Source organism: Burkholderia lata, from assembly GCF_902499025.1.
Lineage (GTDB): Bacteria > Pseudomonadota > Gammaproteobacteria > Burkholderiales > Burkholderiaceae > Burkholderia > Burkholderia lata_C.
Map to the genome: position 1 here is coordinate 1 of NZ_CABVPW010000016.1, position 20,550 is coordinate 20,550.

The 20,550-nt window shown below is 69.2% G+C and carries 20 protein-coding genes and 1 pseudogene; 14 read left to right on the top strand and 7 right to left on the bottom strand.

What is annotated here, in order from left to right; all coding sequences use genetic code 11:
* Nucleotides 1-188, top strand: a pseudogene (locus BDI24065_RS17505) (hypothetical protein); the annotation flags it as partial.
* Nucleotides 185-688 carry a periplasmic heavy metal sensor gene (locus BDI24065_RS17510; protein WP_175011888.1) on the top strand — a complete coding sequence of 168 codons (504 nt, stop codon included), beginning with the start codon at nt 185-187 and terminating at the stop codon, nt 686-688. The pseudogene BDI24065_RS17505 and the gene BDI24065_RS17510, both read left to right, overlap by 4 nt.
* Nucleotides 689-851: 163 nt before the next feature.
* Here the strand turns inward: BDI24065_RS17510 and BDI24065_RS17515 are convergent, their stop codons facing one another.
* Together BDI24065_RS17515 and BDI24065_RS17520 are read right to left on the bottom strand one after the other, a co-directional pair.
* Entirely contained in the window at nt 852-1,607 is a 756-nt protein-coding gene (locus BDI24065_RS17515; RefSeq protein ID WP_254609784.1) for an alpha/beta hydrolase, read from the bottom strand.
* Nucleotides 1,608-1,849: 242 nt separating this feature from the next.
* Entirely contained in the window at nt 1,850-2,215 is a 366-nt protein-coding gene (locus BDI24065_RS17520) for a hypothetical protein (RefSeq protein WP_175032339.1), read from the bottom strand.
* Between the two features lie 378 nt (nt 2,216-2,593).
* Between BDI24065_RS17520 and BDI24065_RS17525 the strand changes: the two genes are divergently transcribed.
* From BDI24065_RS17525 to BDI24065_RS17540, 4 genes are all read left to right on the top strand, one after another.
* The gene (locus tag BDI24065_RS17525; protein WP_175032340.1) at nt 2,594-3,988 is read left to right on the top strand and encodes a DUF1800 domain-containing protein; all 1,395 of its coding nucleotides are present in this window, start codon (nt 2,594-2,596) and stop codon (nt 3,986-3,988) included.
* Nucleotides 3,985-5,148: a DUF1501 domain-containing protein gene (locus tag BDI24065_RS17530; RefSeq protein ID WP_175032341.1), complete on the top strand. Its 1,164-nt coding sequence runs from the start codon at nt 3,985-3,987 to the stop codon at nt 5,146-5,148. Before BDI24065_RS17525 ends, BDI24065_RS17530 begins: the two co-directional genes overlap by 4 nt.
* A 62-nt stretch (nt 5,149-5,210) precedes the next feature.
* Nucleotides 5,211-5,429 carry a YXWGXW repeat-containing protein gene (locus BDI24065_RS17535; protein ID WP_041493558.1) on the top strand — a complete coding sequence of 73 codons (219 nt, stop codon included), beginning with the start codon at nt 5,211-5,213 and terminating at the stop codon, nt 5,427-5,429.
* Between the two features lie 160 nt (nt 5,430-5,589).
* Nucleotides 5,590-5,988 carry a lysozyme inhibitor LprI family protein gene (locus BDI24065_RS17540; protein WP_175032342.1) on the top strand — a complete coding sequence of 133 codons (399 nt, stop codon included), beginning with the start codon at nt 5,590-5,592 and terminating at the stop codon, nt 5,986-5,988.
* Between the two features lie 44 nt (nt 5,989-6,032).
* Here the strand turns inward: BDI24065_RS17540 and BDI24065_RS17545 are convergent, their stop codons facing one another.
* The 3 genes from BDI24065_RS17545 to BDI24065_RS17555 form a co-directional block, all read right to left on the bottom strand.
* On the bottom strand, nt 6,033-7,226 hold the full coding sequence (locus tag BDI24065_RS17545) for a tyrosine-type recombinase/integrase (RefSeq protein ID WP_175032343.1): 1,194 nt from the start codon (nt 7,224-7,226) through the stop codon (nt 6,033-6,035).
* 94 nt (nt 7,227-7,320) lie between these two features.
* Nucleotides 7,321-8,076 (bottom strand): SDR family NAD(P)-dependent oxidoreductase, encoded by a 756-nt coding sequence (locus tag BDI24065_RS17550; protein WP_175032344.1) that lies wholly within the window; start codon nt 8,074-8,076, stop codon nt 7,321-7,323.
* A 111-nt stretch (nt 8,077-8,187) separates the two neighbouring features.
* On the bottom strand, nt 8,188-9,363 hold the full coding sequence (locus BDI24065_RS17555; RefSeq protein WP_175032345.1) for a helix-turn-helix transcriptional regulator: 1,176 nt from the start codon (nt 9,361-9,363) through the stop codon (nt 8,188-8,190).
* A gap of 240 nt (nt 9,364-9,603) precedes the next feature.
* On the opposite strand from BDI24065_RS17555, the gene BDI24065_RS17560 reads away from it, so the two are divergent.
* Nucleotides 9,604-9,984, top strand: a complete 381-nt coding sequence (locus BDI24065_RS17560) for a DUF4377 domain-containing protein (protein ID WP_175032346.1) — start codon at nt 9,604-9,606, stop codon at nt 9,982-9,984.
* 9 nt (nt 9,985-9,993) lie between these two features.
* Here BDI24065_RS17560 and BDI24065_RS17565 read toward each other — a convergent pair whose 3' ends face one another.
* A complete protein-coding gene (locus tag BDI24065_RS17565; RefSeq protein ID WP_175032347.1) occupies nt 9,994-11,382 on the bottom strand; it encodes a DHA2 family efflux MFS transporter permease subunit in 1,389 nt (462 codons plus the stop codon).
* A gap of 159 nt (nt 11,383-11,541) precedes the next feature.
* Here BDI24065_RS17565 and BDI24065_RS17570 point away from each other — a divergent pair, with 159 nt between their 5' ends.
* The gene (locus BDI24065_RS17570) at nt 11,542-12,402 is read left to right on the top strand and encodes a LysR family transcriptional regulator (protein ID WP_175032348.1); all 861 of its coding nucleotides are present in this window, start codon (nt 11,542-11,544) and stop codon (nt 12,400-12,402) included.
* 51 nt (nt 12,403-12,453) lie between these two features.
* Here BDI24065_RS17570 and BDI24065_RS17575 read toward each other — a convergent pair whose 3' ends face one another.
* The gene (locus BDI24065_RS17575) at nt 12,454-12,804 is read right to left on the bottom strand and encodes a VOC family protein (RefSeq protein ID WP_043190962.1); all 351 of its coding nucleotides are present in this window, start codon (nt 12,802-12,804) and stop codon (nt 12,454-12,456) included.
* A 259-nt stretch (nt 12,805-13,063) separates the two neighbouring features.
* On the opposite strand from BDI24065_RS17575, the gene BDI24065_RS17580 reads away from it, so the two are divergent.
* From BDI24065_RS17580 to BDI24065_RS17605, 6 genes are all read left to right on the top strand, one after another.
* Nucleotides 13,064-14,203 (top strand): LLM class flavin-dependent oxidoreductase, encoded by a 1,140-nt coding sequence (locus tag BDI24065_RS17580; protein WP_039350902.1) that lies wholly within the window; start codon nt 13,064-13,066, stop codon nt 14,201-14,203.
* 168 nt (nt 14,204-14,371) lie between these two features.
* Nucleotides 14,372-15,565: an acyl-CoA dehydrogenase family protein gene (locus tag BDI24065_RS17585; RefSeq protein ID WP_175032349.1), complete on the top strand. Its 1,194-nt coding sequence runs from the start codon at nt 14,372-14,374 to the stop codon at nt 15,563-15,565.
* 10 nt (nt 15,566-15,575) lie between these two features.
* Nucleotides 15,576-17,336 (top strand): FAD-dependent oxidoreductase, encoded by a 1,761-nt coding sequence (locus BDI24065_RS17590; RefSeq protein WP_175032350.1) that lies wholly within the window; start codon nt 15,576-15,578, stop codon nt 17,334-17,336.
* Complete coding sequence (locus tag BDI24065_RS17595) at nt 17,333-17,851, top strand: flavin reductase family protein (RefSeq protein WP_089429085.1); 519 nt, start codon at nt 17,333-17,335, stop codon at nt 17,849-17,851. The genes BDI24065_RS17590 and BDI24065_RS17595 overlap by 4 nt, the downstream gene beginning before the upstream one ends.
* 15 nt (nt 17,852-17,866) lie before the next feature.
* Nucleotides 17,867-18,916 (top strand): ferredoxin--NADP reductase, encoded by a 1,050-nt coding sequence (locus BDI24065_RS17600; protein ID WP_175032351.1) that lies wholly within the window; start codon nt 17,867-17,869, stop codon nt 18,914-18,916.
* Nucleotides 18,917-18,955: 39 nt separating this feature from the next.
* On the top strand, nt 18,956-20,542 hold the full coding sequence (locus BDI24065_RS17605) for a FadD3 family acyl-CoA ligase (RefSeq protein WP_302479463.1): 1,587 nt from the start codon (nt 18,956-18,958) through the stop codon (nt 20,540-20,542).
* Nucleotides 20,543-20,550: the final 8 nt, after the last annotated feature.

Here is a 20,550-nt window from a genome sequence, read left to right on the forward strand (position 1 = left end):
GGCGCGCGCGGCGGCGCGGTGCCGTGTGGTGGTCGGGCGCGGCCTTCGCGGGCGTGGGCCTGGCCGGCGCGCTCGCGGGCGCGGTGGCCGTGTCGATGCTGATGCTCGGCAGCGTGCCGCCTTCGCATGAGCCGGGCTATCTGACAACGACGTTCGGCGGGCCGAGCGTGGACTGGAGCGATGAATGAGTGAGCGTGGCTGGAAATTCATCCTCGTCGGTTCGGTCGTGCTGAACGTGTTCATGCTCGGTGCGATCGGCGGCGGTGCGTATCAGTGGTTTTCGACGCATCGTGACCTGCGGGCCGCGGGCGCCCCTGCGTCGCGCACCGCATTGCGTTTCGCCGCGGACGAATTGCCGGACACGCGCCAGCAGGAATTCGCCGCGGCACTGAAGGCGGCGCGCAAGGACGGCCGCGATTTCGCGCGGGAAGGGCGGGACGACCGGATCACCGTGCTGGATCTGCTCGCCGCGCCGCAACTCGATCGCACGGCGATCGACGCCGCGCTCGACCGCACGCGTGCGGCCGATACCGCGCTGCGTACGCAGGTCGAGCGCAGCGTCGTCGATTTCGCGGCGACGCTGACGCCGGACGAACGCGCGAAGTTCGTCGACGGGTTGCGACGTAGCGGTAACTGGCGGTTGCCGCCGAAGTTGCAGAAGAAGCAGGGCGACGCGGCGAGCAAGTAAGTCAGTCAGTCATTCAGGAAACGCCGCGCGGGTGACGCGCGGCGGCGTGCTCTTTCGGTGATGCGCAACGCGCACGCGGAAGGCCGGTCGGCAATGCTTGCTTGCAGGCACGCTTCAGCGAAGGATCGCAACGCAAGCGCACCCCGTCACGCGGCGGGCGCGTTCAACGAGCAAGCATCCACGCGGAGATTGCGTCGACCACGCCGCTTTCCAGACCGTTGAAGCCGTGATAGGCAAACGCTTCGCACGGATCGCCCCGGGACGTGCCGCCCGACACGATCATCAGGTCGGCCTTCGGAGACTGGTCCAGTTTCTTCATCAGCGTATCCGTTTCGGATACCGGACAATTCCTGCAGCCGTCTTTCTCGTGGTGCACGACGAGCACCGGAATCCTGAGGCTGGCCAGATTCATGTCCGTGACGGCGGTACCTCCCCGATCTTCGCGAAGGATGGTCGACGTCAGCACGAGACCGTCGGGCCCGCCGCCGCCGGCCAGCGCGATCGCAATGGCCGCAGCGGATTGCGTGCCGCGGCTCGTCCCGACCAGCCAGACCGGTACATGCAGTTGTTCCCGCAACCAGGCGATTACCGCGCGCGAGTCGTCGGCGTGTTCCTTCGAGAGTCGAAAGCCGTTGAGGTAGGGCGCGGATTGCCGGTCGCTCGGTGCGTCGATGACCGCGACGGCGATGCCGTCGTTCACGAACAGCTGCCGGGTACGGACGAGAAAGTTGCCTGCACCCCATCCGAACCGACCGGACGGATCCAGTTGCAACCCGCCGTGTCCGCCGGCATAAAGAATGGCCGCGGCCTTCGGCGCGTCCGGTGCGATGAAGAGAAACCGCTGCGTGACGCCGGGACGGGTCGGGATGTCGACGACCCTGGGCTGGTTCTGCGCGTGAGCGGGATAGCCGTGCAGCATCAATGCGACGGCAAGCAGCCACGCGGTGGTCCAGCGCGAACGCGGGCGCATCGGACCGAAGCATCGAAATCGCGCGCGCAAGCTGACGGGAAGAGGGGGCATCGTAGCTATGGCCGGCGCATTCGGCCGTGGCTGGCCGGAGTGCGGCGGCTTCTCCTGGTCAATGTAGTGGCGCCACGTCGAAGCGATGCGTGCCGAGCCGCGGCGGCTCGAACCGTCGTCATCGTCGCGACGCACGGCGCTCAATGCGATTCGACAAACTGGATGATTTCGCCGTTGTCGCGCTTGAGATAGAGGTCGTCGCCCTTCACGCGAACGTCGTTGCACGAGTACGGGATCTTGCGGCCCTTGCTGCAGATCTTGCCGTCCTCGGCGTTCCAGTCGCCGTGATCGGCAAACCCCTGGCTCGACTTGAAATCGTAGTCGCCACTATTGCCGTACTGGACATGCCACTGGGTACCGTCCGCCAGTTTGATGTCGAATGCCTTGCCCGCGAGACGTTGCTGGAGGTCCGATGCGGCAGGCGTGGTGGCACCTTCGGGAAATGCCGATTGATCGGCAAAAGCGATAGCGGGAGTCAGCAGGAGGATGGCGAGCAGCTTGGTCATGGTCAGTCTCCGGTTTTACCGAATTCTTGCTTTGGGGCGAGACATTCCATTGAGTCTAGGTGGCTTTCCGGGAACGGCAAGCGCCTGGGCGGCTGCGGCCGCTGTGCCTTCCGACGGGATTCATGCCGGTCAGGCCAATGAAAGCCCTTTGGCCGAATTTCGAAATTTGCCGGTCCTTCGCAGCGACACGGGACCCCGCTACCGCGGCTGAGCGATCCGCCGATTTGCTGCATTCTTCAGCCGAATCCGCGACGGGAATTCAAGCGGCAGCACGCACGCATTCGAAGCCGCGCGACGCATCAGAAATATTCGTCGTCCCGGCGACGGATTTTCCGCCGACCGACGTTAAACACGGGTACGCATTGCGAGAGCCCCGTCATGGACCACCCGAACGACATCACACCGGCCGCCATCGCGCTGAACCGTTTCGGTCTCGGCGCGCGGGCCGACGAAGCGCCGCCTGCCGACCCGAAGGCGGCGCTCGTCGCGCAATTCGACCGCTACGACGCGCGGCCGGCCGCGTGGGCCGGCGAGCCCGACGCGGTCGCGCTCGCGACGCGCTTCGCGAACGCGCGCAACGCGATGACCGGTAACGATCCGGCAACGAAGCGCGCGACCGAGCAATCGATCCGGCGCGACGGCAACGACACGTATCGCAGCGCCGTCGTCGCGCGGCTGAATAGTGCACTGATCACCCCGGCACCGTTCGTCGAGCGGCTCGTGCATTTCTGGGCGAACCATTTCGCGGTATCGGTCGACAAGGGGCCGGTGGCGGCCTACGCGGGCGCGTTCGAACGCGACGCGATCCGCCCGCATGTGCTGGGCCGTTTCGAGGACATGCTGGTTGCCGTCGAGCAGCATCCCGCGATGCAGCTCTTTCTCGACCAGGCGCGCTCGGTCGGCCCCGACAGCCCGGCCGCGCTGCGTACCGAAGCACGCAATCCGTCGGCGAAACGCGGGCTCAACGAGAATCTCGCGCGCGAAATCATGGAACTGCACACGCTTGGCGTACGGACGGGTTACACGCAGGCCGACGTGACGGAATTCGCACGCGCGCTGACCGGCTGGAGCATCGCCGGCGGGCGTGGCCCACAGCCCGGCGATGCGGCGCCCGGCGCGTTCGTGTTTCGCCCGCAACTGCACGAGCCCGGCGTGCGTACCGTGATGGGTCGCAACTACGACCAGCCCGGCGAAGCGCAGGCGCGCGCGATCCTGCATGACCTCGCGCATTCGGAGGCGACCGGCCGGCATATCGCGTTCCAGCTGGCCCGTCATTTCGTCGCCGACAATCCGCCGCCCGCGCTGACCGACCGGCTGGCCCGCGCGTTCGACGCAAGCGGCGGCGATCTGCCGACCGTTTATCGCGCGCTCGTCGAGGCGCCCGATGCGTGGTCGCCGGTCAACCGCAAGTTCAAGACGCCGTGGGAGTGGGCCGTGTCGTCGCTGCGCGGGCTCGGCTGGCACGACACGGGCGACCTGAAGGCCGCGCCGCTGCTCACGCAGCTCGGCCAGCCGGTGTGGCGGCCCGGCTCGCCGGCCGGTTACGACGACGTTGCCGCGAGCTGGGCCGCGCCCGACGCGCTCGTGCGCCGCGTCGAGCTTGCGCAACGGCTGGCCGCGCGCACGGGCGACCGGCTCGATCCGCGCGCGCTCGGCAACACGCTGCTCGCCGGTTCGTTGAGCACGCCGACGGCGACCGCGCTGTCGCGCGCCGAAAGCGCGACCACGTCGCTCGCGCTGCTGCTCGTATCGCCTGACTTCCAACGGAGATGACCATGGCACTGACCCGCCGACAATTCCTGAGCGTGGCCGCGGCCGGCGCAGGCGCGATGCTCGTCGCGCCGCGGATCGTGTTCGCGAACGTCGAAACCGATCGGCGCTTCGTGTTCGTGATCCAGCGTGGCGCGGCCGATGGCCTGAACATCGTCGTCCCGTATGCCGAACCCGCGTATGCGTCGCTGCGCGGCCCGCTTGCGATCGACACGGCGGCCGCGACGCGGCTCGACAGCACGTTCGCGCTGCATCCGTCGCTCGTGCAGACCGCGCAGTTGTACCGCGACGGGCAGGCGCTGTTCGTTCATGCGATTGCATCGCCGTATCGCGACCGCTCGCATTTCGACGGCCAGAACGTGCTCGAGACGGGCGGGCGCTCGCCGTATCAGGTGAAGGACGGCTGGCTGAACCGGCTGGCCGCGCTGCTGCCGGCCACGCGTGAAAACGCGATCGCATTCGCGCCGACCGTGCCGCTCGCGTTGCGCGGCACCGTGCAGGCCGCGTCGTACGCGCCGTCCGGGTTGCCCGCCGCGCCGGACGACCTGCTCGCGCGCGTGTCGGCACTCTACGAGGCCGACGCGCAGCTCGGCCCGTTGTGGCAGTCGGCGATGGATGCGCGCGGCCTCGCCGGCGATGCGCATGCGCGGCAGGATCCGGCCGGTGTCGGCAAGCTCGCCGCGACCTTCCTCGCGCGCGACGACGGCCCGCGCATCGCGATGATCGAGACCGGCGGCTGGGACACGCACAGCGCGCAGAACGCACGGCTCGCGAATCAGCTGAAAGCACTCGATACGATGCTCGCCGCGCTGCGCGACGGCCTCGGGCCCGCGTGGCAGCAGACCACGGTGCTGGTCGCGACCGAGTTCGGCCGCACGGCCGCTGCGAACGGCACGGGCGGCACCGATCACGGGCAGGCATCCGTCGCGATGCTGGCGGGCGGCGCGGTCGCCGGCGGCCGCGTGATCGCCGATTGGCCGGGTTTGCGGCCGGGCGACCTGTACGAAGGACGCGACCTGAAACCGACCGCGTCGCTCGACGCGCTGATCTCGGGCGCCGCCGCCGATAGCCTGCGGCTCGATCCGCATCGCACCGCGTCCGCGCTGTTCGCGGAAAGCGGCGCGACGCGGCCGATGAGCGGGCTGATTCGCGGAACCGCGTGACGCGCGGCGTTGCCGCGTCGGCAACGCATTCATTCACTACACAAAAGGGAGAATGCAGGATGATGAAGATCCGATCCGTTTCGCTCGCCATGCTGGTGACGGCCAGTGCGGCGCTGATGTCCGCATGCGTGGTCGAACCCGTGCGGCCGCCTCAGCCGGCGCCGGTCGTCGAGGTGCCGCCGCCGATGCCTGCGCCGGGCTATCGCTGGGCGAAGGGGCATTACCGGTGGGCCGGCAATCACTGGGCGTGGGTGCCCGGGCACTGGGTGGGCGTGTACTGAGCGCACGGGACGTGAGGTGGCGTGCGGTGCGGGGGCCGAGCCGCGTATTGAATTGCGACGCGCGTTGACCTAAGCTGCCGGATCCCGGCGACGGGCATTTCCGTTCGCCCGTCACGGCGAGCCGATCCGCGGCCGCCGCTTTCTTCGTTACGGCACCCACATGAAAGCATGGCTCGTTGCGCTGGCCGTCGCGGCCGGCATGACCGGCGCGCACGCCGCGTCGTTCAACTGCGCGAAAGCATCCACGTTCGTGGAGCGCGAAATCTGCACCAATCCGGCGTTGTCGCGTCTCGACGATGCGCTCAACGCGGACTACCAGCACGTCGTGGATGACTTCGCCAACTACCCGGTCGAGGATCCGCCCGAATATCACCAGTTCGTCGCCAGCCAGAAGGCGTGGCTGAAAGCGCGCAACCGCTGCACGACGACGCAGTGCCTGATCGACAGCTACCGCAAGCGCATCGACGTGCTGTGCGGGCAGATCGACGTGCCGGTCGAAAGCGACCGCGCGAAATGCCGCGGCAACGGCGGGCTGGGCGGACTCGAACTCGCTCACTGAGTGCGCGCATGGCGCGAGCCGGGATCGATCAGACCGGTGCGCGGCTACCACCCGATCCGGTGCTTCTCCTCCGTCTCGCGATGCCGCCAGTCGTCGTCCGCGTGCAGGTACTGGCTCGTCGTCGTGAGCGACACGTGGCCGAGGTTGTCGCGCACGAGCCGCAGGTCGACGCGGCCGTCGGCCATGTGCGAGCCCGCGCTGTGGCGCAGCCAGTGCGCGGACGCCTGTTCGAGCACGCGTGCCGGCTGCTCGCCGGCTTCGCCGTTCGCGCGCAGCCGGTCGGCCGCGTGCCGGAACACCTGCTTCACGATCCGGTGCAGCGCTGCGCGCGTGAGCGGCTTGCGTGCGTGGCCGACCGGCAGCACGAGCGGCGTGGGCTCGCCATCGGACGGCAACGCGGGCAGGCCGTGTGCGCGCCGGTAGCGCGACAGCTCGGCCATCATCTCGTCGGTGGCCGGCACGAGCCGCTGCCGGCCGCCTTTGCCCGTCACGTCGAGCCACCAGCGGTCGCGCCCGTCCGCGTCGCGCCGACAGAAGAACTGGCCCATCGTCGTGTCGGCCGCTTCGGTGATGCGCAGCCCGCCGAGATACAGCAGCGTGAACAGCCAGCGCGCACGATCCGCATGGAAGCCTGCTCGCGCGTCGTCGCGCGGCATCGCGGCGATCGCGTCCTTGACCGACTGCCACAGCGGTTGCCCGAGATGGCGCGTGACGCGCGGCGCGGGCCGGCGCTGCCGCTGGCGCGACAACGCGAGCGGATTGCCGGCGAGATAGCCGGCCTGCACGAGCCAAGAGAACATCACGTTCAGGATCACCAATGCCTGCCGCTGGCTGGCTGCCGACAGCGGCCCATAGAACGGCCGCCAGCGCGGATCGTCGCGCGGATGCTTGCGCCCGCCGTTCGCGCACCACAGCTCGGCCGGCGAGGGCGCGAGCAGGAACTGCCGATAGACGACGAGATCCTCGTGCGTGAGCGACGACAGCGGCTTGCCGCACGCGATCACGGCCCACAGCAGCAGGCGTTCGGCTTCCTTGCGATAGTTCTGGAACGTGGTCGGCGTATCGACGAAACGGGCGAGCCAGGCGCGCACCGCGTCGAGGTCGTTGGTCGCGGCAATCTGCGGATGCGCGCTGTTCGAGCGGTTGGTGCCCGTGCGTCCGTCGAGCGCGGCCGGCACGGTGAGTGCATCGATCGGCAGCGGGCGCAGCGCGGTGTCGGACGGAACGGGTGAGGTCATGCGAAGCGGGGTGCGGTGTGCGGATCGTGCGCGCGTGATCGGGCAGACGAACGCAGCGCGATCAAGCGTATCGGGAAGCGCCGATGGTACACGATCACCACACGGTGAATCCGCCGTCGACGGCGATCGCCTGACCGGTGACGAAGCGCGCGGCGGGCGAGCACAGCCACATCACCGTTTCCGCGATGTCGCGCGGCTCGCCGAGCCGCGCCATCGGCGTCGCCTGCGTCAGTCGTGCCATGTCGTCGCGGTTTTCCGGGCGGTCGGTGATCGCGGTATGGGCGATGCCGCCGGGGCATACCGCATTCACGCGGATGCCGCGGCTCGCATAGTCGATTGCCACCGATTTCGTGAGGCCGATGACACCGCTCTTCGATGCCGAATATGCGGAGAGCCCGGGCCCGCTGACGAGCCCCATGATCGACGACGTGTTGACGATCGCACCGCCGCCGAATGACAGCATGTGCCGGCATTCATGTTTCATGCACAGCCACACGCCTTTCAGGTTCACGGCGATCGTGCGATCCCATTCGTCCTCGTCGAATTCGGCGACGGGCGCGCCGCGAGGCGCGATGCCTGCGTTGTTGAACGCGATGTCGAGGCGGCCGAACGTGGCGACCGTCGTGTCGATCGCATCGCGCACGTCGTCGGCGCGCGATACGTCGGTGCGCAGCACGATCGCCTTCGCGCCGGTGCACTCGATCGCGTGCGCGACGTCTTCGGCAGCGGACACGACGGTGTCCAGCAGCGCGACCCGCGCACCGGCTTCGGCGAAGCACAGTGCGGCCTGTCGTCCGATGCCGGTCGCCGCGCCGGTCACGACGGCGACTTTTCCTGCGAAGCTTTCCATGCCTGTCTCCTGGGGCGCTGGGTGAAGAGACAGGTTAGGCGGCAAGCGCCGGGGCTTCGACGTTGAAACGGACTAGGCGGATTCGATGGCGGGGCCGTCGTCACGAAAGCATCACCCCAGCGACAGCACGCTGTTCAGCAACGTCCTGACGAGCGTCGCCTGCCGCGTGACGCCGGTCTTCGAAAAAATCGCGCGCAAATGCGAGCGTGCGGTGTTCTTGCTGATCGCGAGTTCGTCGGCCGCTTCCTCGAGCGTCTGCCCGTTGACGAGCGCGAGCGCCAGCGCGGTTTCGGCCGGCGTGAGGTCGAACAGCTTGCGCACGATGTCGTGCGACGCCTGCGACTTGCGCTCGGCATCGCGGATGAAGATCGCGCACGCCGGCCGGCGCGGATTGTCCTCCGACCATTCGCTGAGCGGCACCGCGCGGATCAGCACGCCGAGCGGCGGCTTGCCGGACGGGCGCGGCACGGCGATCGCCTGCGCGACCGACGGCGCGCCGCCCGCGCGCTCCGCGAGCACCTGCCGGATCAGCTTCTGCAGCTTGCGATCCTCCAGCGGATACGACGCTTCGAGCGTGTCGCCGCGCACGCGCAGGCCGTCGCATTCGGCGAAGATCTCGTCCGCGACGCAATTGGTCTTCATGATCGCGCCGCGCTCGTCGAGGATCGCGGTGGCGACGAGCATGCGGTCGATCGTGCTCGCGTACAGCGTGCGCTCGGATTCGACCATCCCGAACTTCGCGTGCAGCCGCACCGCGCGTTTCAGGTGCGGCAGCAGTGCGTTGCAGACGGCCTTGTCGGTCGCCGAAAATGCGCGGCCGCGATGCGAGCGGCACACGCGGAAACGGCACTCGATGCCGTCGGACGTGCGCAGGTCCGCACCCATCAGGTACCCGACGTCGAACGGCTCGAGAAACTCGCGATACATCGCGCTCGAGCGCCAGACGCCGACGCCGAGCAGCTCGTCGACGGTGACGACGCGATCGCTCGGCAGGTTCACGAACGGATCGAGCGCGTAGTAGTAGGTGTTGTACGACGCGACGCCCGGCAGCGGCGCGTTGTGCTCGGACGCGTTGATCATCAGCCCCGCATGGCCGCTGGCGGGCCAGCGCAGGATCATCGTCACGTAGTTCGCGTGCAGGTGGAGGCGGATCTGTTCCAGCGCGCCGCCCCACGGCACGTCTTCGAGCGGGCCTTCGTAGATCGTCGTGAGCAATGCGTCGAACTGCTCGAGCGTCAGTTTCGATTGGGCAAGATGCGGCGGCAGGGCCGCGGGCGCCGTGGTCATTCGGGTTGTCTCCTGTTTCGGCCACCGGGTCGACAGGGTGTGAACAGGCCCCGTCGCCCGGTGTGCACGGGCGAGCCGCCGGCGACGATGCGCGCGGCTGAACCGGATCACGGTAACGCATCGGCGCGCGCGCGACATCCCACGAATGAACGTGGCGGAACGATTTCTGTAAGCTGTTTGTGAACTTTCCCGCCGCGGGGGCCTCTAATCGGCCCTCCAACGCTTCCTGAGGAACATCAGATGATTCGCCAATCCAGAACGCTGCTCGGCGCGGCCGTCATTGCCGGCAGCACGCTCCTCGCCGGATGCCAGACCGACGCAGTCGCCACGTCGCCGAACACGGTGCGCCCGGCCGACAGCAAGCCGGTGACCAGGACCGTCTATGTCGCGCCGCAATCCGCGCGCTGCACGGGCGTCGCGCCGATGGAGTGCCTGCAGGTGCGCAACAGCCCGAACGAGCCGTGGAGCCTGTGGTACGCCGGCATCGAAGGCTTCGCGTACCAGCCCGGCTACCTGTACACGCTCGAAATCGACGAATACCGCGTCGCGCAGCCGCCGGCCGACGGCTCGTCGATCCGCTGGGTGCTCAAGCGCGTCGTCGAGCGCCGCCCGGCGAACTGACGACCGCGCTCACGCGGACGGGCGCGCTGCCGCACTGGCCGGCGGCGCGGCCGTATCGATCCGCCGGAACACGACGGACGACAACAGCGTGACCACGCCCATGCACGTGAACGACAGCATGAATCCGTGCGCCATCGAGCCCCAATAGGCGGCAAACAGGTTGACGAGGCCGCCGCCGATCGACACGCCGAGCCCCATCGCCAGCATCTGCATCATCGTGAACAGGCTGTTGCCGCTGCCGGCGTCGGCATGCGACAGCCCCTTCAGCGTCACGCCGTTCATTGCCGCGAACTGCATCGAGTTCGCGGCGCCGAACACGATCAGCAGCGCGCCTTCCAGCACCGGCGCGGGTCGCGCCGACACCAGCGCGAACCCCGCGATCGCGCACCCGACGATCCCCGTATTCACGACTAGGAACGCCGCATAGCCGAAGCGCTTCACGAGCGGCGCGATCCAGCGTTTCGCGATGACGCCCGCGATCGCGGCCGGCAGCATCATCATCCCCGACTGCAGCGGCGTATAGCCGAGCTGCACCTGCATCAGCAGCGGCAGCATGAACGGCACCGAGCTCGTGCCGATCCGGCACAGCAGGTTGCCGAGCAGCCCCGAACCGAAGTTCGGCTCGCGGAACAGCCCGAGCCGGAACAGCGGCTGCGTGCGCCGCCGCGCGTGCGGCAGATACGCAAGCGCGCTCGCCAGCCCGAGCACCGCAAGCCCGGCCGCCCACGCGCCGCGATGCGCGGGCATCGGCGGGTCGATCGCGAGCGACAGCGCGATCATCGCGACCGACAGCAGCGCACAGCCGACGAAGTCGAACGGCGGCGGCTGTTGCGCCTGGTCGTGCGGCAGGTAGCGCTGCACGGCGAGGAAGCCGACCACGCCGACCGGCACGTTGACGATGAACACCCAGTGCCACGAAATCGCCTGCGTCAGCCAGCCGCCGAGCGTCGGCCCGACGATCGGCCCGAGCTGGCCGGCGATCGACACGAACGCGATCGCCGCGACGTACTGTTCGCCCGGCACGCGGCGCAGCACGGCGAGCCGCCCGATCGGCAGCAGCATCGAGCCGCCGATGCCCTGCAGCGCGCGCGCGGCGACGAGCTGGCCGAGCGTATGCGACGCCGCGCAGCCGATCGATGCGAGCACGAACACGAGAATCGCGAGCGAGAACACGCGGCGCGTGCCGAACCGGTCGGCCAGCCAGCCGGACGCCGGCGTGAGCATTGCCATCGTCAGCGTATAGACGACTACGACGGGCTGCATCGCGAGCGGCGACGCGTGCAGGCTTTGTGCGATCGAAGGCAGCGCGGTGTTGACGATCGTCGTGTCGAGCGACTGCATGAAGAATGCAGCGGCGACGATCCAGAGCAGCGCGGAGTGTGTGGGTTCCCGGGACATGGCGAAATCGGTGGTGCGAAAGCCCGGCGCGGGTGGCGCCGGTGCGCGGTCGCGCGGCGCCTGCCGGTCTTCAAGCGCACGATGGTACCGATTCCGATGGTCATCGGGAAGCCGCCTTAAGACGTTGACTGTCATCGTTAATACCGATGACAATGCGCCATGCTCAATCCCGTCTGGCTCAACACGTTCGCGACCGTCACGAACTGCCGCAGCTTCACCGAAGCGGGCCGGCAGCTCGGGCTCAACCAGTCGAGCGTCAGCGAACACATCCGTCGTCTCGAAGAGAGCGTCGGCCGGCGGCTGTTCGTGCGCGACACGCATTCGATCGCGATGACGGCCGACGGCGAGGCGCTGCTCGTGCATGCGAACGTGATCCTGCAGGCGCTGAACCGCGCGGAATCGCAGTTCCGCAAGCCGCGGCTGAAAGGGCTGGTGCGGCTCGGCGCGCCGGACGACCTCGCGCTCGTCGCGTTGCCGGACGTGCTCGCCGGCTTTCGTGCGGCCCACCCGGACGTCGCACTCGAGATCACCACCGGCATGACGAGCCGGCTCTACGAAGGGCTGGACGCGGGCGCGCTCGACCTGATGATCGGCAAGCGGCGGCTCGGCGAGCGGCGCGGCACGCCGCTGTTGCGCACGCGGCTCGAATGGGTCGCGCGGCCGGGCACCGTCGTCGATCCGGAGCGGCCGCTGCCGCTCGTGCTGGTCGCCGAGCCGAGCGTGACGCGCGCGATCGTCCTGAACGCGCTCGCTGAGAAGGGGATCGGCTGGGAAGTCGTGTGTTCGAGCAGCAGCCAGCCGGGCTGCATCGCGGCCGCGCGCGCCGGGCTCGGCCTGACCGCGACGTCGCACTATCTGTCGACGCGCGGGCTCGCGCCGCTGGTCAACGCCGACGCGCTGCCCGTGCTGCCCGACATCGAATTCATCGCACTGGCGGCGAAGCGGCTCAGCCAGCCGGCGCGCACACTGCTCGAATTGCTGGAAGCGAGCGACCTGAGCGCACCGGGCACCGGCGCCTAGCGGACTCACCCTGCGCGAGGCGCCCGTATCCGGCGCCCGCGCGGCGTGCCGTCATGCGGCCCGTTTCTGCGAAATCACGAGCAGCGCGCCGTTCTTGTCCTCCAGCACCGCGCGGTATTCGTGCGGCCCGGCCTGCACGGGCACGCGCACCGACGCGCCGGCCTTCACGACCCGCGCCATCGCCGCATACAGGTCGTCGTCCTCGTCCACGCGCAGCGTGAGCGCCGCGCGCTCGACGATCTGCTCGTCGCCCGCGACCAGCGCGATCGTCAGCGGGCCGCCGTCGAGCGCGCAATAGCGGTCGCCGTCGCGGAACTTCACGTTCAGGCCCAGCCCGTCGACGAACAGCGGCAGCGCCGTGTCGATGTCGGCGACCGGATACAGCAGCATCGATACCTTCATTCCCTCTCTCCGTTGTCGTTGGTCGGCGCGCGCAACGCGCCCGCCGTTCGATGCTAGCGCGCCGTTCCGGCCGCCACGCAGTCTGATTGGATGACGGTGAAACCCCTCTGTCCCCGCAGGCGTGTAGCTACTCCGAACAGATGATGCCCGCGCCAGCCGGCGCGCCGACACTTCCATTCGTGGACCGTCGCGCTTCGTCCGTATCGTGCGGGCGGGCTGCACGACCCCGACTCGTCCAACAACCATGGAGACGCACGCAATGAAGTTTTCCCTCATCTACGAAGCCCAGACCACCGACGCATCGCGCGAGGGCGACCACCGGGTGTTCAAGGAAACGGTCGAGCAGGCGCTGCTTGCCGAGCAGGTCGGCTTCGACACGATCTGGTGCGTGGAGCACACGTCGCTGACCAACTATGCGCACATGAGCGCGCCGGAAACCTTCCTTGCGTACCTGGCCGGCCGCACGACGCGCATCGGGCTCGGCCACGGCGTCGTGTGCCTGCCGCCCGCGATGAACCACCCGATCAAGGTCGCGGAGCGCGTCGCGCTGCTCGACATCCTGTCCGGCGGCCGCGTGCACTTCGGCGTCGGCAAGGGCGGCAGCCAGCAGGAAGCCGGCGCGTTCGGCTACGACCTCAACGAACTGCAGCCGATGATCGACGAATCGATGTACCTCGTGCCGAAGATGTTCGTGCAGGACGAGATCGAGCACGACGGCAAGTACATCAAGATTCCGAAGCGCCCGATCCACCCGAAGCCGTTCCAGGATCCGCACCCGCCGATGTACCTCGCGTGCACGAACACCGACGCGCTGCTGCGCGCCGGCCAGCGCGGGATGGGCGCGCTGGTGCTCGGTTTCGGCGGCCCCGACGAAGTCGCGAAGAAGAACGCCGTGTACCGCGAAGCGTGGGCGAACCGCAAGCCGGAAGACCAGGTCGGCTTCCGCCCGACGCAGCACCTCGCGGCGCTGTGCCCGACGGTCGTGATGGCCGACGGCCAGGCCGCCCGCAAGATCGGCATCCGCGGCCAGCGCTATTTCATGGAATCGCTCGCGTACTGGTACACGGGCGGCGAGCGTCCGGACCCGGCGAAGTGGGGCGACGACCTCGTGCAGGCCGATACCGGCGAGATGGTGATCCGCTCGCGCTTCGCGTCGGAGGAAGTCGTCGTGAACTTCGCCGACCCGGCGCTCGCGATGATGAACCCGAACCATGCGTACGGCACGGTGGACGACTGCATCGGCTATGTCGGCCGCCTGCAGGAAGCCGGCGTCGACGAAGTGCTGTTCCTGTGCCAGATGGGCACGGTGCCGCACGACGCGCAGATGGAGACGATCCGCAACATCGGCGAGCACGTGATCCCGTTCTTCAACAAGGAGAAGGAGCGCGCCTGCGCGTGATGCACCGGGCCGCGCCCGTCGTCCCGTCCGGTCGGACGATGCGGCGCGGTCGCGCGAAGCCGACCATCGGTGGTGGCGAGCATCGCCCGCGGCCAGGCCGCGCCGAACAACTTTGAACGAGAGCGGGGCACGCGCCGCGGCGCATCACCCGCTTCACAGGAGACATTCGTGCATCGCGACAACGATTCGAACGCACTGGCCGCCACGCTGATCGCCCGCGCCGAGGCGCTGGCGCCGACGCTGGCCGGCCGCGCCGCGCAGGCGGAAGCGCAGGGCCGCATCCCGGCCGAGACGATCGCCGACATGCAGGCCGCCGGCTTCTTCAAGGTGCTGCAGCCGAAGCGCTACGGCGGCTACGAGCTCGATCCGCAGGCCTTCTTCGACATCCAGATGGCGCTCGCGCGCGGCTGCATGTCGACCGCGTGGGTGTACGGCGTCGTCGGCGTGCACAACTGGCAGCTCGCGCTGTTCGACGAGCGCGCGCAGCAGGATGTGTGGGGCAAGGATCCGGCGACGCTGATCGCGTCGACCTACATGCCGGTGGGCCGCGTGACGCCGGTCGACGGCGGCTTCCGCCTGTCGGGCCACTGGAAGTTCTCGAGCGGCAGCGAACTGTGCGAATGGGTGTTCCTCGGCGCACTGGTGCCGCCGGCCGAAGCCGGCCAGCCGCCCGAATACCGCACCTTCCTGCTGCCGAAATCCGATTACCGGATCCAGCAGGACTGGGACGTGCTCGGCCTGCGCGCGACGGGCAGCCACGACATCGTCGTCGACGACGTGTTCGTGCCCGCGTACCGCACGCACAAGGCGATCGACGGGATGATGGGTACGAGCCCGGGCCTGGCCGTCAACGATGCGCCGCTGTTCAAGCTGCCGTTCGCGCAGATCTTCGTGCGCGCGGTGTGCACGTCGTGCATCGGCGCGCTGCAGGGCGCGCTCGACGATTTCACCGGCTATGCGGCGACGCGCGTGTCGGCCAACAGCGGCGCGAAGACGACCGACGATCCGGGCGCGCAGAACGCATGCGCGAACGCGGCCGTCGCGATCGACGAGATGCAGGTGCTGCTCAAGCGCAATTTCGCGGAACTGATGGCGTCGGTCACCGGCGGCCCGGCCGTGTCGATCGAACGTCGCGTGCATTTCCGCTATCAGTCGGCGCAGGTCGCCGAGCGCTGCGCGCAGGCCGCGAACGCACTGCTGCGCTACGCGGGCGGCAACGGCATCTATCACCGCAATCCGCTGGTGCGCCGCTTCCTCGACCTGCATGCGGCCCGCGCGCACTACGCGAACAACGTGGACCGTTTCGGCCAGAACCTCGGCGCCGTGATGCTCGGCCGCGAGAACACCGACTTCTTCATCTGACGAGGCCGCGATGAACGACCCGCAAGCACAGCAATACGTGTTCGACGTGGTGGTCGTCGGTTCGGGCGCGGGCGCGCTGCTCGCCGCGTGCCGCGCGGCCGACCGCGGCCTGTCCGTCGTCGTGATCGAGAAGACGGCGCTGTACGGCGGCACGTCGGCCGTGTCGGGCGGCGGCATCTGGGTGCCATGCAACCACCACATCGCCGAGCTGGGCGCGACCGATTCGCGCGAGGTCGCGCGCGGCTACATCGAAGCGTGCGTGGCCGGCGAATCGACGCCCGAGAAGATCGATACGTATCTCGACCGCGCGCCGGAGATGCTGCGCTACCTGGAATCGAAGACGCCGGTGCGTTACCAGTCGCTGCCGAAGTACGCGGACTATTTCCAGAAGGTGCCGGGCGCGATGCCGGGCTACCGCGCGCTCGATCCGATGCCGTTCGACGGCGGGCTGCTCGGCGACGAATTCGACCGGCTGCGGCCGGCGTCGCCCGGCACGCTGATCGGCGGGCGCGTGGCCGTGACGTCGAAGGAAGCGCACACGCTGTTCTCGCGCGGGCCGGGCTTCATGACGCTCGCGATCGCGCAGTTCGGCCGTTACTGGCTCGATATCGGGATGCGCCGCCGCACGCGGCGCGACCGGCGCCTGACGCTCGGCAACGCGCTGATCGGCGGGCTGCGCCGCGCGCTGCTCGATCGCAACGTGCCCGTGTGGCTCGATACGCCGATGCGCGACCTGCTCGACGTGGACGGCCGCGTGACGGGTGTGCGTGCGCAGCGCTTCGGGCAGCCCGTGACGATTGCCGCGCGGCGCGGCGTGATCCTCGGCGCGGGCGGCTTCGAGCGCAACCAGCCGATGCGCGAGCGCTACCTGCCGCAGCCGACGCAGGCACAGTGGAGCGCGACGCCGCCCGCCAACACCGGCGATGCGATCGCCGAAGGCCATCGGCTCGGCGGCGCGCTCGCGCTGATGGCGCACGTGTGGGGTGCGCCGACGGTCGGCGTCGCGGGCGAGGAGAAGCAGCGCGCGCTGTTCGTCGAACGCAATCTGCCGGGCTGCGTGATCGTGAACAGCCTCGGCAAGCGCTTCGTCAACGAAGCCGCGCCGTATTCCGAATTCGTGCCGGCGATGTATCGCGACCATGCGCGTACCGGCGCGAGCGTACCGGCGTGGATGGTGTTCGACGCGCGGTTTCGCCGCAAGTATCCGTGCGGGCCGATCATGCCGGCGTTGATGATGCCCGATGCGCGGATTCCGGCCGCGTTTCGCGACGTGATCGTGAAGGCCGACACGATCGACGCGCTGGCCGCGCGCATCGGCGTCGATGCGGCCGGCCTGCACGACACGCTGCGCGACATGGCGCGCTATGCGGCAACCGGGATCGACGAAGCGTTCGGCAAGGGCGACAACCTGTTCGACACGTACTACGGCGATCCGCAGAACAAGCCGAACCCGTGCCTCGGGCCGGTCGACCAGGCGCCGTTCTACGCGGTGCGGATCGACGCGGGCGACATCGGCACGAAGGGCGGGCTCGTCACCGACGTGCACGCCCGCGTGCTGCGCGCCGACGGCGAGCCGATCGACGGCCTGTACGCGATCGGCAACACCAGCGCATCGATGATGGGCGCGAGCTACCCCGGCGCGGGCTCGACGCTTGGTCCGGCGATGACCTTCGGGTATCTCGCCGCCGACCACCTGGCTGCTCGCGCAGCCGACGCCGGCGGCCAACCCGCCCGGCCATCCACGACTGAACTTGACGGAGTCCGATCATGAGCGATCTCACCACCCATCCGCTGCGCACCGACATGCTGCTCGCGATGCGCCGCCTCGCGCGCTCCGTCACGGTCATCAGCAGCGCGCACGACGGCCGGCGCTACTCGATGTCCGCGACGGCGGTCGATTCGCTGTCGACCGATCCGCCGTCGCTGCTGATCTGCATCAACCGCAGTGCGTCACTGTATCCGCCGCTCGACGCGGGCGCCGGGTTCTGCGTGAACGTGTTGTCGGCGGCCCACGAAGGCATCGCGATCGACTGCAGCGGCCGCCTGAAGGGCGAGGCGCGCTTCACGACCGGCGACTGGCACACGTCGGCGCTCGGCGTCCCGTATCTGCGCGACGCACAGGCGAGCCTCGTGTGCGAGCAGGACGGCCGCTTCGAATACGGCACGCATACGGTGTTCATCGGGCGCATCCGCGAGGTGCTGATGAGCGGCGACGTCGATCCGCTCGTCTATCTCGACGGCGCCTACACGACGCCCGGCGCGCCGGTGGCCCGTGCGGCCGCGTGACGTGAGGAGCCGGCCATGAGCGATTCGCGCTTCCATCGGCTGACCGTTGCCGACGTGATTGCCGAAAGCGACGACGCGTGCTCGTTCGTGTTCGACGTGCCGGCCGCGTTGCGCGATGCCTTCACGTACCGGCCCGGTCAGTTCCTGACGCTGAACGTGCCGTGTGCGGACGCGACCCTCACGCGCTGCTATTCGCTGTCGAGCGCGCCCGGCATCGACGCCGCGCCGAAGATCACCGTCAAGCGCGTGCGCGACGGCCGCGCGTCGAACTGGCTGTGCGACCGCGTGAAGGCCGGCGACACGCTCGACGTGCTGCCGCCGGCCGGCGTGTTCACGCCGCGCACGCTCGACGGCGACCTGCTGCTGTTCGCGGGCGGCAGCGGCATCACGCCGGTGCTGTCGATCCTGAAATCGGCGCTCGTGCACGGACGCGGGATGCTGACGCTGATCTATGCGAACCGCGACGAACGCTCGGTGATTTTCCGCGACGAACTGCGGCAGCTCGCGCAGCGTCATCCGGGCCGCGTGCGTGTGATCCACTGGCTCGACAGCGTGCAGGGCATCCCGCAGCAGCGCCATCTCGAGGAACTCGCGCGGCCGTTCAGCCAGCAGGAGACGTTCATCTGCGGGCCCGCGCTGTTCATGGAGAACGCGCTGGCCGCGATGCTTGGCCTCGGGCTGCCGCGTTCGCGCGTGCACGTCGAGCGTTTCGCGTCGCTGCCCGATGCGCCGGCGCAGGCGCCCGATACGGCGGCGCAGGACGCAGCGGCGGCCTCGGCATCCGGCGATGGCGCGGTGATCGAGACGGTGCTCGACGGCGACGCGTTCGCGTTCGACAGCGTGCCCGGCGAAACGCTGCTCGATGCGATGTTGCGCGCGGGCGTGCCGGCGCCGAATTCCTGCCGGATGGGGCAATGCGGCGCGTGCATGTGCCGGATCGAGCGGGGCGAGGTCGCGCTCGACAGCAACCACGTGCTCGACGACGACGAGATCGCGGCCGGCTGGACGCTCGCCTGTTGCGCGCGGCCCGCGAGCGATGCGCTGCGCGTGGTGTTTCCCGACTGAGCCGTGGTGCGCCGGCGGCGCCCACGGCCATCCTGATCTATGACGATGGACAACGAAATCCTGACCACGCCCGCGCTGATCGCACGGGCAGCCGCGCGCTACGGCGCGCATCCGGCGATCGAGTCGGAGCATGGCCGGCTGACCTACGCGGAACTCGATGCGGCACGCGTCGACGCGGCCCGCGCGCTGCTCGCGAGCGGCATCGAGGCCGGCGACCGTATCGCGGTGTGGGCGCCGAACCTGCCGGAATGGATCGTCGCCGCACTGGCGATCCACACGGTCGGCGCGATCCTCGTGCCGGTCAATACGCGGATGAAGGGGATGGAGGTGGGCGGCATCCTGCACGACGGCGGCGCACGGCTGCTGTTCTGCTGCGGCACCTTCCTCGGCGAATCCTATCCGGCGATGCTCGCGCCGCACCGGCCCGCGACGCTCGAGCGCGTCGTCGTGTTCGACGGCGATCCGCCGCCCGGTGCGCGCGACGAGACCTGGAACGCGTTCCTCGCGCGCGGCGCCGCGGTGCCGCTGGCCGCGGTGCGCGAACGCGAGGCACAGGTCACGCCCGACACCGTGATGGACCTGATGTTCACGTCCGGCACGACCGGCCGCCCGAAGGGCGTGATGACCGCGCACGGCCAGAACCTGCGCGCGGCGCAGGCGTGGGCGGCGATCGCCGGCGTGCGCGCCGACGACCGCTACCTGATCGTCAATCCGTTCTTCCACACGTTCGGCTACAAGGCCGGCTGGCTCGCTGCGCTGTCGAGCGGCGCGACCGTGCTGCCGCATCTCGTGTTCCAGCCGGCCGACGTGCTGCGCCGTGTCGCCGACGACCGCATATCGGTGCTGCCCGGCCCGCCGACGCTGTACTACGCGCTGCTCGACGCACCCGATCGCGCGACGCGCGACCTGTCGTCGCTGCGGATCGCGGTGACGGGCGCGGCGGCGATCGCGCCGAGCCTGATCGAGCGAATGCGCGCGGAGCTTGGCTTCGAGACGGTGCTGACCGGCTACGGGCTGACCGAATCGTGCGGCTTCGCGACCCTGTGCCGCCAAGGCGACGATGCGGAGACGGTCGCCTATACGTCCGGCCGGCCGATGCCGGATGTCGAGCTGCGCATCGCGGGGCCGGGCGGCGTGCCGCTCGGGCCGGACGAGACCGGCGAGATCTGGGTGCGCGGCTACAACGTGATGCGCGGCTACTTCAACCAGCCGGACGCGACACGCGAGACCGTCGATGCCAATGGCTGGCTGCATACGGGCGACCTTGGCTGCGTCGATGCGAACGGCAACCTGAAGATCACCGATCGTATCAAGGACATGTTCATCGTCGGCGGCTTCAACTGCTATCCGGCGGAGATCGAGCGGCTGCTCGCCGCGCATCCGGCGATTGCGCAGGTGGCGCTGGTCGGCGTGCCCGATACGCGGCTCGGTGAAGTCGGGCACGCGTACGTCGTGCTGCGGCCGGGCGCGCATGCCGACGCCGACGAACTGAACGACTGGGCGCGCCGCAACATGGCGAACTACAAGGTGCCGCGGCATTTCACGTTCGTCGAGCAACTGCCGACGAGCGCGGCCGGGAAGGTGCTGAAGTACCGCCTGCGGGCGGGGGCCGAAGCGGCGGCCTGAGCGCCGCC

Coding starts and splice junctions, on each gene's coding strand:
- BDI24065_RS17510 (WP_175011888.1), top strand. CDS start 185: ATGAGTGAGCGTGGCTGGAAATTCATCCTCGTCGGTTCGGTCGTGCTG.
- BDI24065_RS17515 (WP_254609784.1), bottom strand. CDS start 1,607: ATGCTGCACGGCTATCCCGCTCACGCGCAGAACCAGCCCAGGGTCGTC.
- BDI24065_RS17520 (WP_175032339.1), bottom strand. CDS start 2,215: ATGACCAAGCTGCTCGCCATCCTCCTGCTGACTCCCGCTATCGCTTTT.
- BDI24065_RS17525 (WP_175032340.1), top strand. CDS start 2,594: ATGGACCACCCGAACGACATCACACCGGCCGCCATCGCGCTGAACCGT.
- BDI24065_RS17530 (WP_175032341.1), top strand. CDS start 3,985: ATGACCATGGCACTGACCCGCCGACAATTCCTGAGCGTGGCCGCGGCC.
- BDI24065_RS17535 (WP_041493558.1), top strand. CDS start 5,211: ATGAAGATCCGATCCGTTTCGCTCGCCATGCTGGTGACGGCCAGTGCG.
- BDI24065_RS17540 (WP_175032342.1), top strand. CDS start 5,590: ATGAAAGCATGGCTCGTTGCGCTGGCCGTCGCGGCCGGCATGACCGGC.
- BDI24065_RS17545 (WP_175032343.1), bottom strand. CDS start 7,226: ATGACCTCACCCGTTCCGTCCGACACCGCGCTGCGCCCGCTGCCGATC.
- BDI24065_RS17550 (WP_175032344.1), bottom strand. CDS start 8,076: ATGGAAAGCTTCGCAGGAAAAGTCGCCGTCGTGACCGGCGCGGCGACC.
- BDI24065_RS17555 (WP_175032345.1), bottom strand. CDS start 9,363: ATGACCACGGCGCCCGCGGCCCTGCCGCCGCATCTTGCCCAATCGAAA.
- BDI24065_RS17560 (WP_175032346.1), top strand. CDS start 9,604: ATGATTCGCCAATCCAGAACGCTGCTCGGCGCGGCCGTCATTGCCGGC.
- BDI24065_RS17565 (WP_175032347.1), bottom strand. CDS start 11,382: ATGTCCCGGGAACCCACACACTCCGCGCTGCTCTGGATCGTCGCCGCT.
- BDI24065_RS17570 (WP_175032348.1), top strand. CDS start 11,542: ATGCTCAATCCCGTCTGGCTCAACACGTTCGCGACCGTCACGAACTGC.
- BDI24065_RS17575 (WP_043190962.1), bottom strand. CDS start 12,804: ATGAAGGTATCGATGCTGCTGTATCCGGTCGCCGACATCGACACGGCG.
- BDI24065_RS17580 (WP_039350902.1), top strand. CDS start 13,064: ATGAAGTTTTCCCTCATCTACGAAGCCCAGACCACCGACGCATCGCGC.
- BDI24065_RS17590 (WP_175032350.1), top strand. CDS start 15,576: ATGAACGACCCGCAAGCACAGCAATACGTGTTCGACGTGGTGGTCGTC.
- BDI24065_RS17595 (WP_089429085.1), top strand. CDS start 17,333: ATGAGCGATCTCACCACCCATCCGCTGCGCACCGACATGCTGCTCGCG.
- BDI24065_RS17600 (WP_175032351.1), top strand. CDS start 17,867: ATGAGCGATTCGCGCTTCCATCGGCTGACCGTTGCCGACGTGATTGCC.
- BDI24065_RS17605 (WP_302479463.1), top strand. CDS start 18,956: ATGACGATGGACAACGAAATCCTGACCACGCCCGCGCTGATCGCACGG.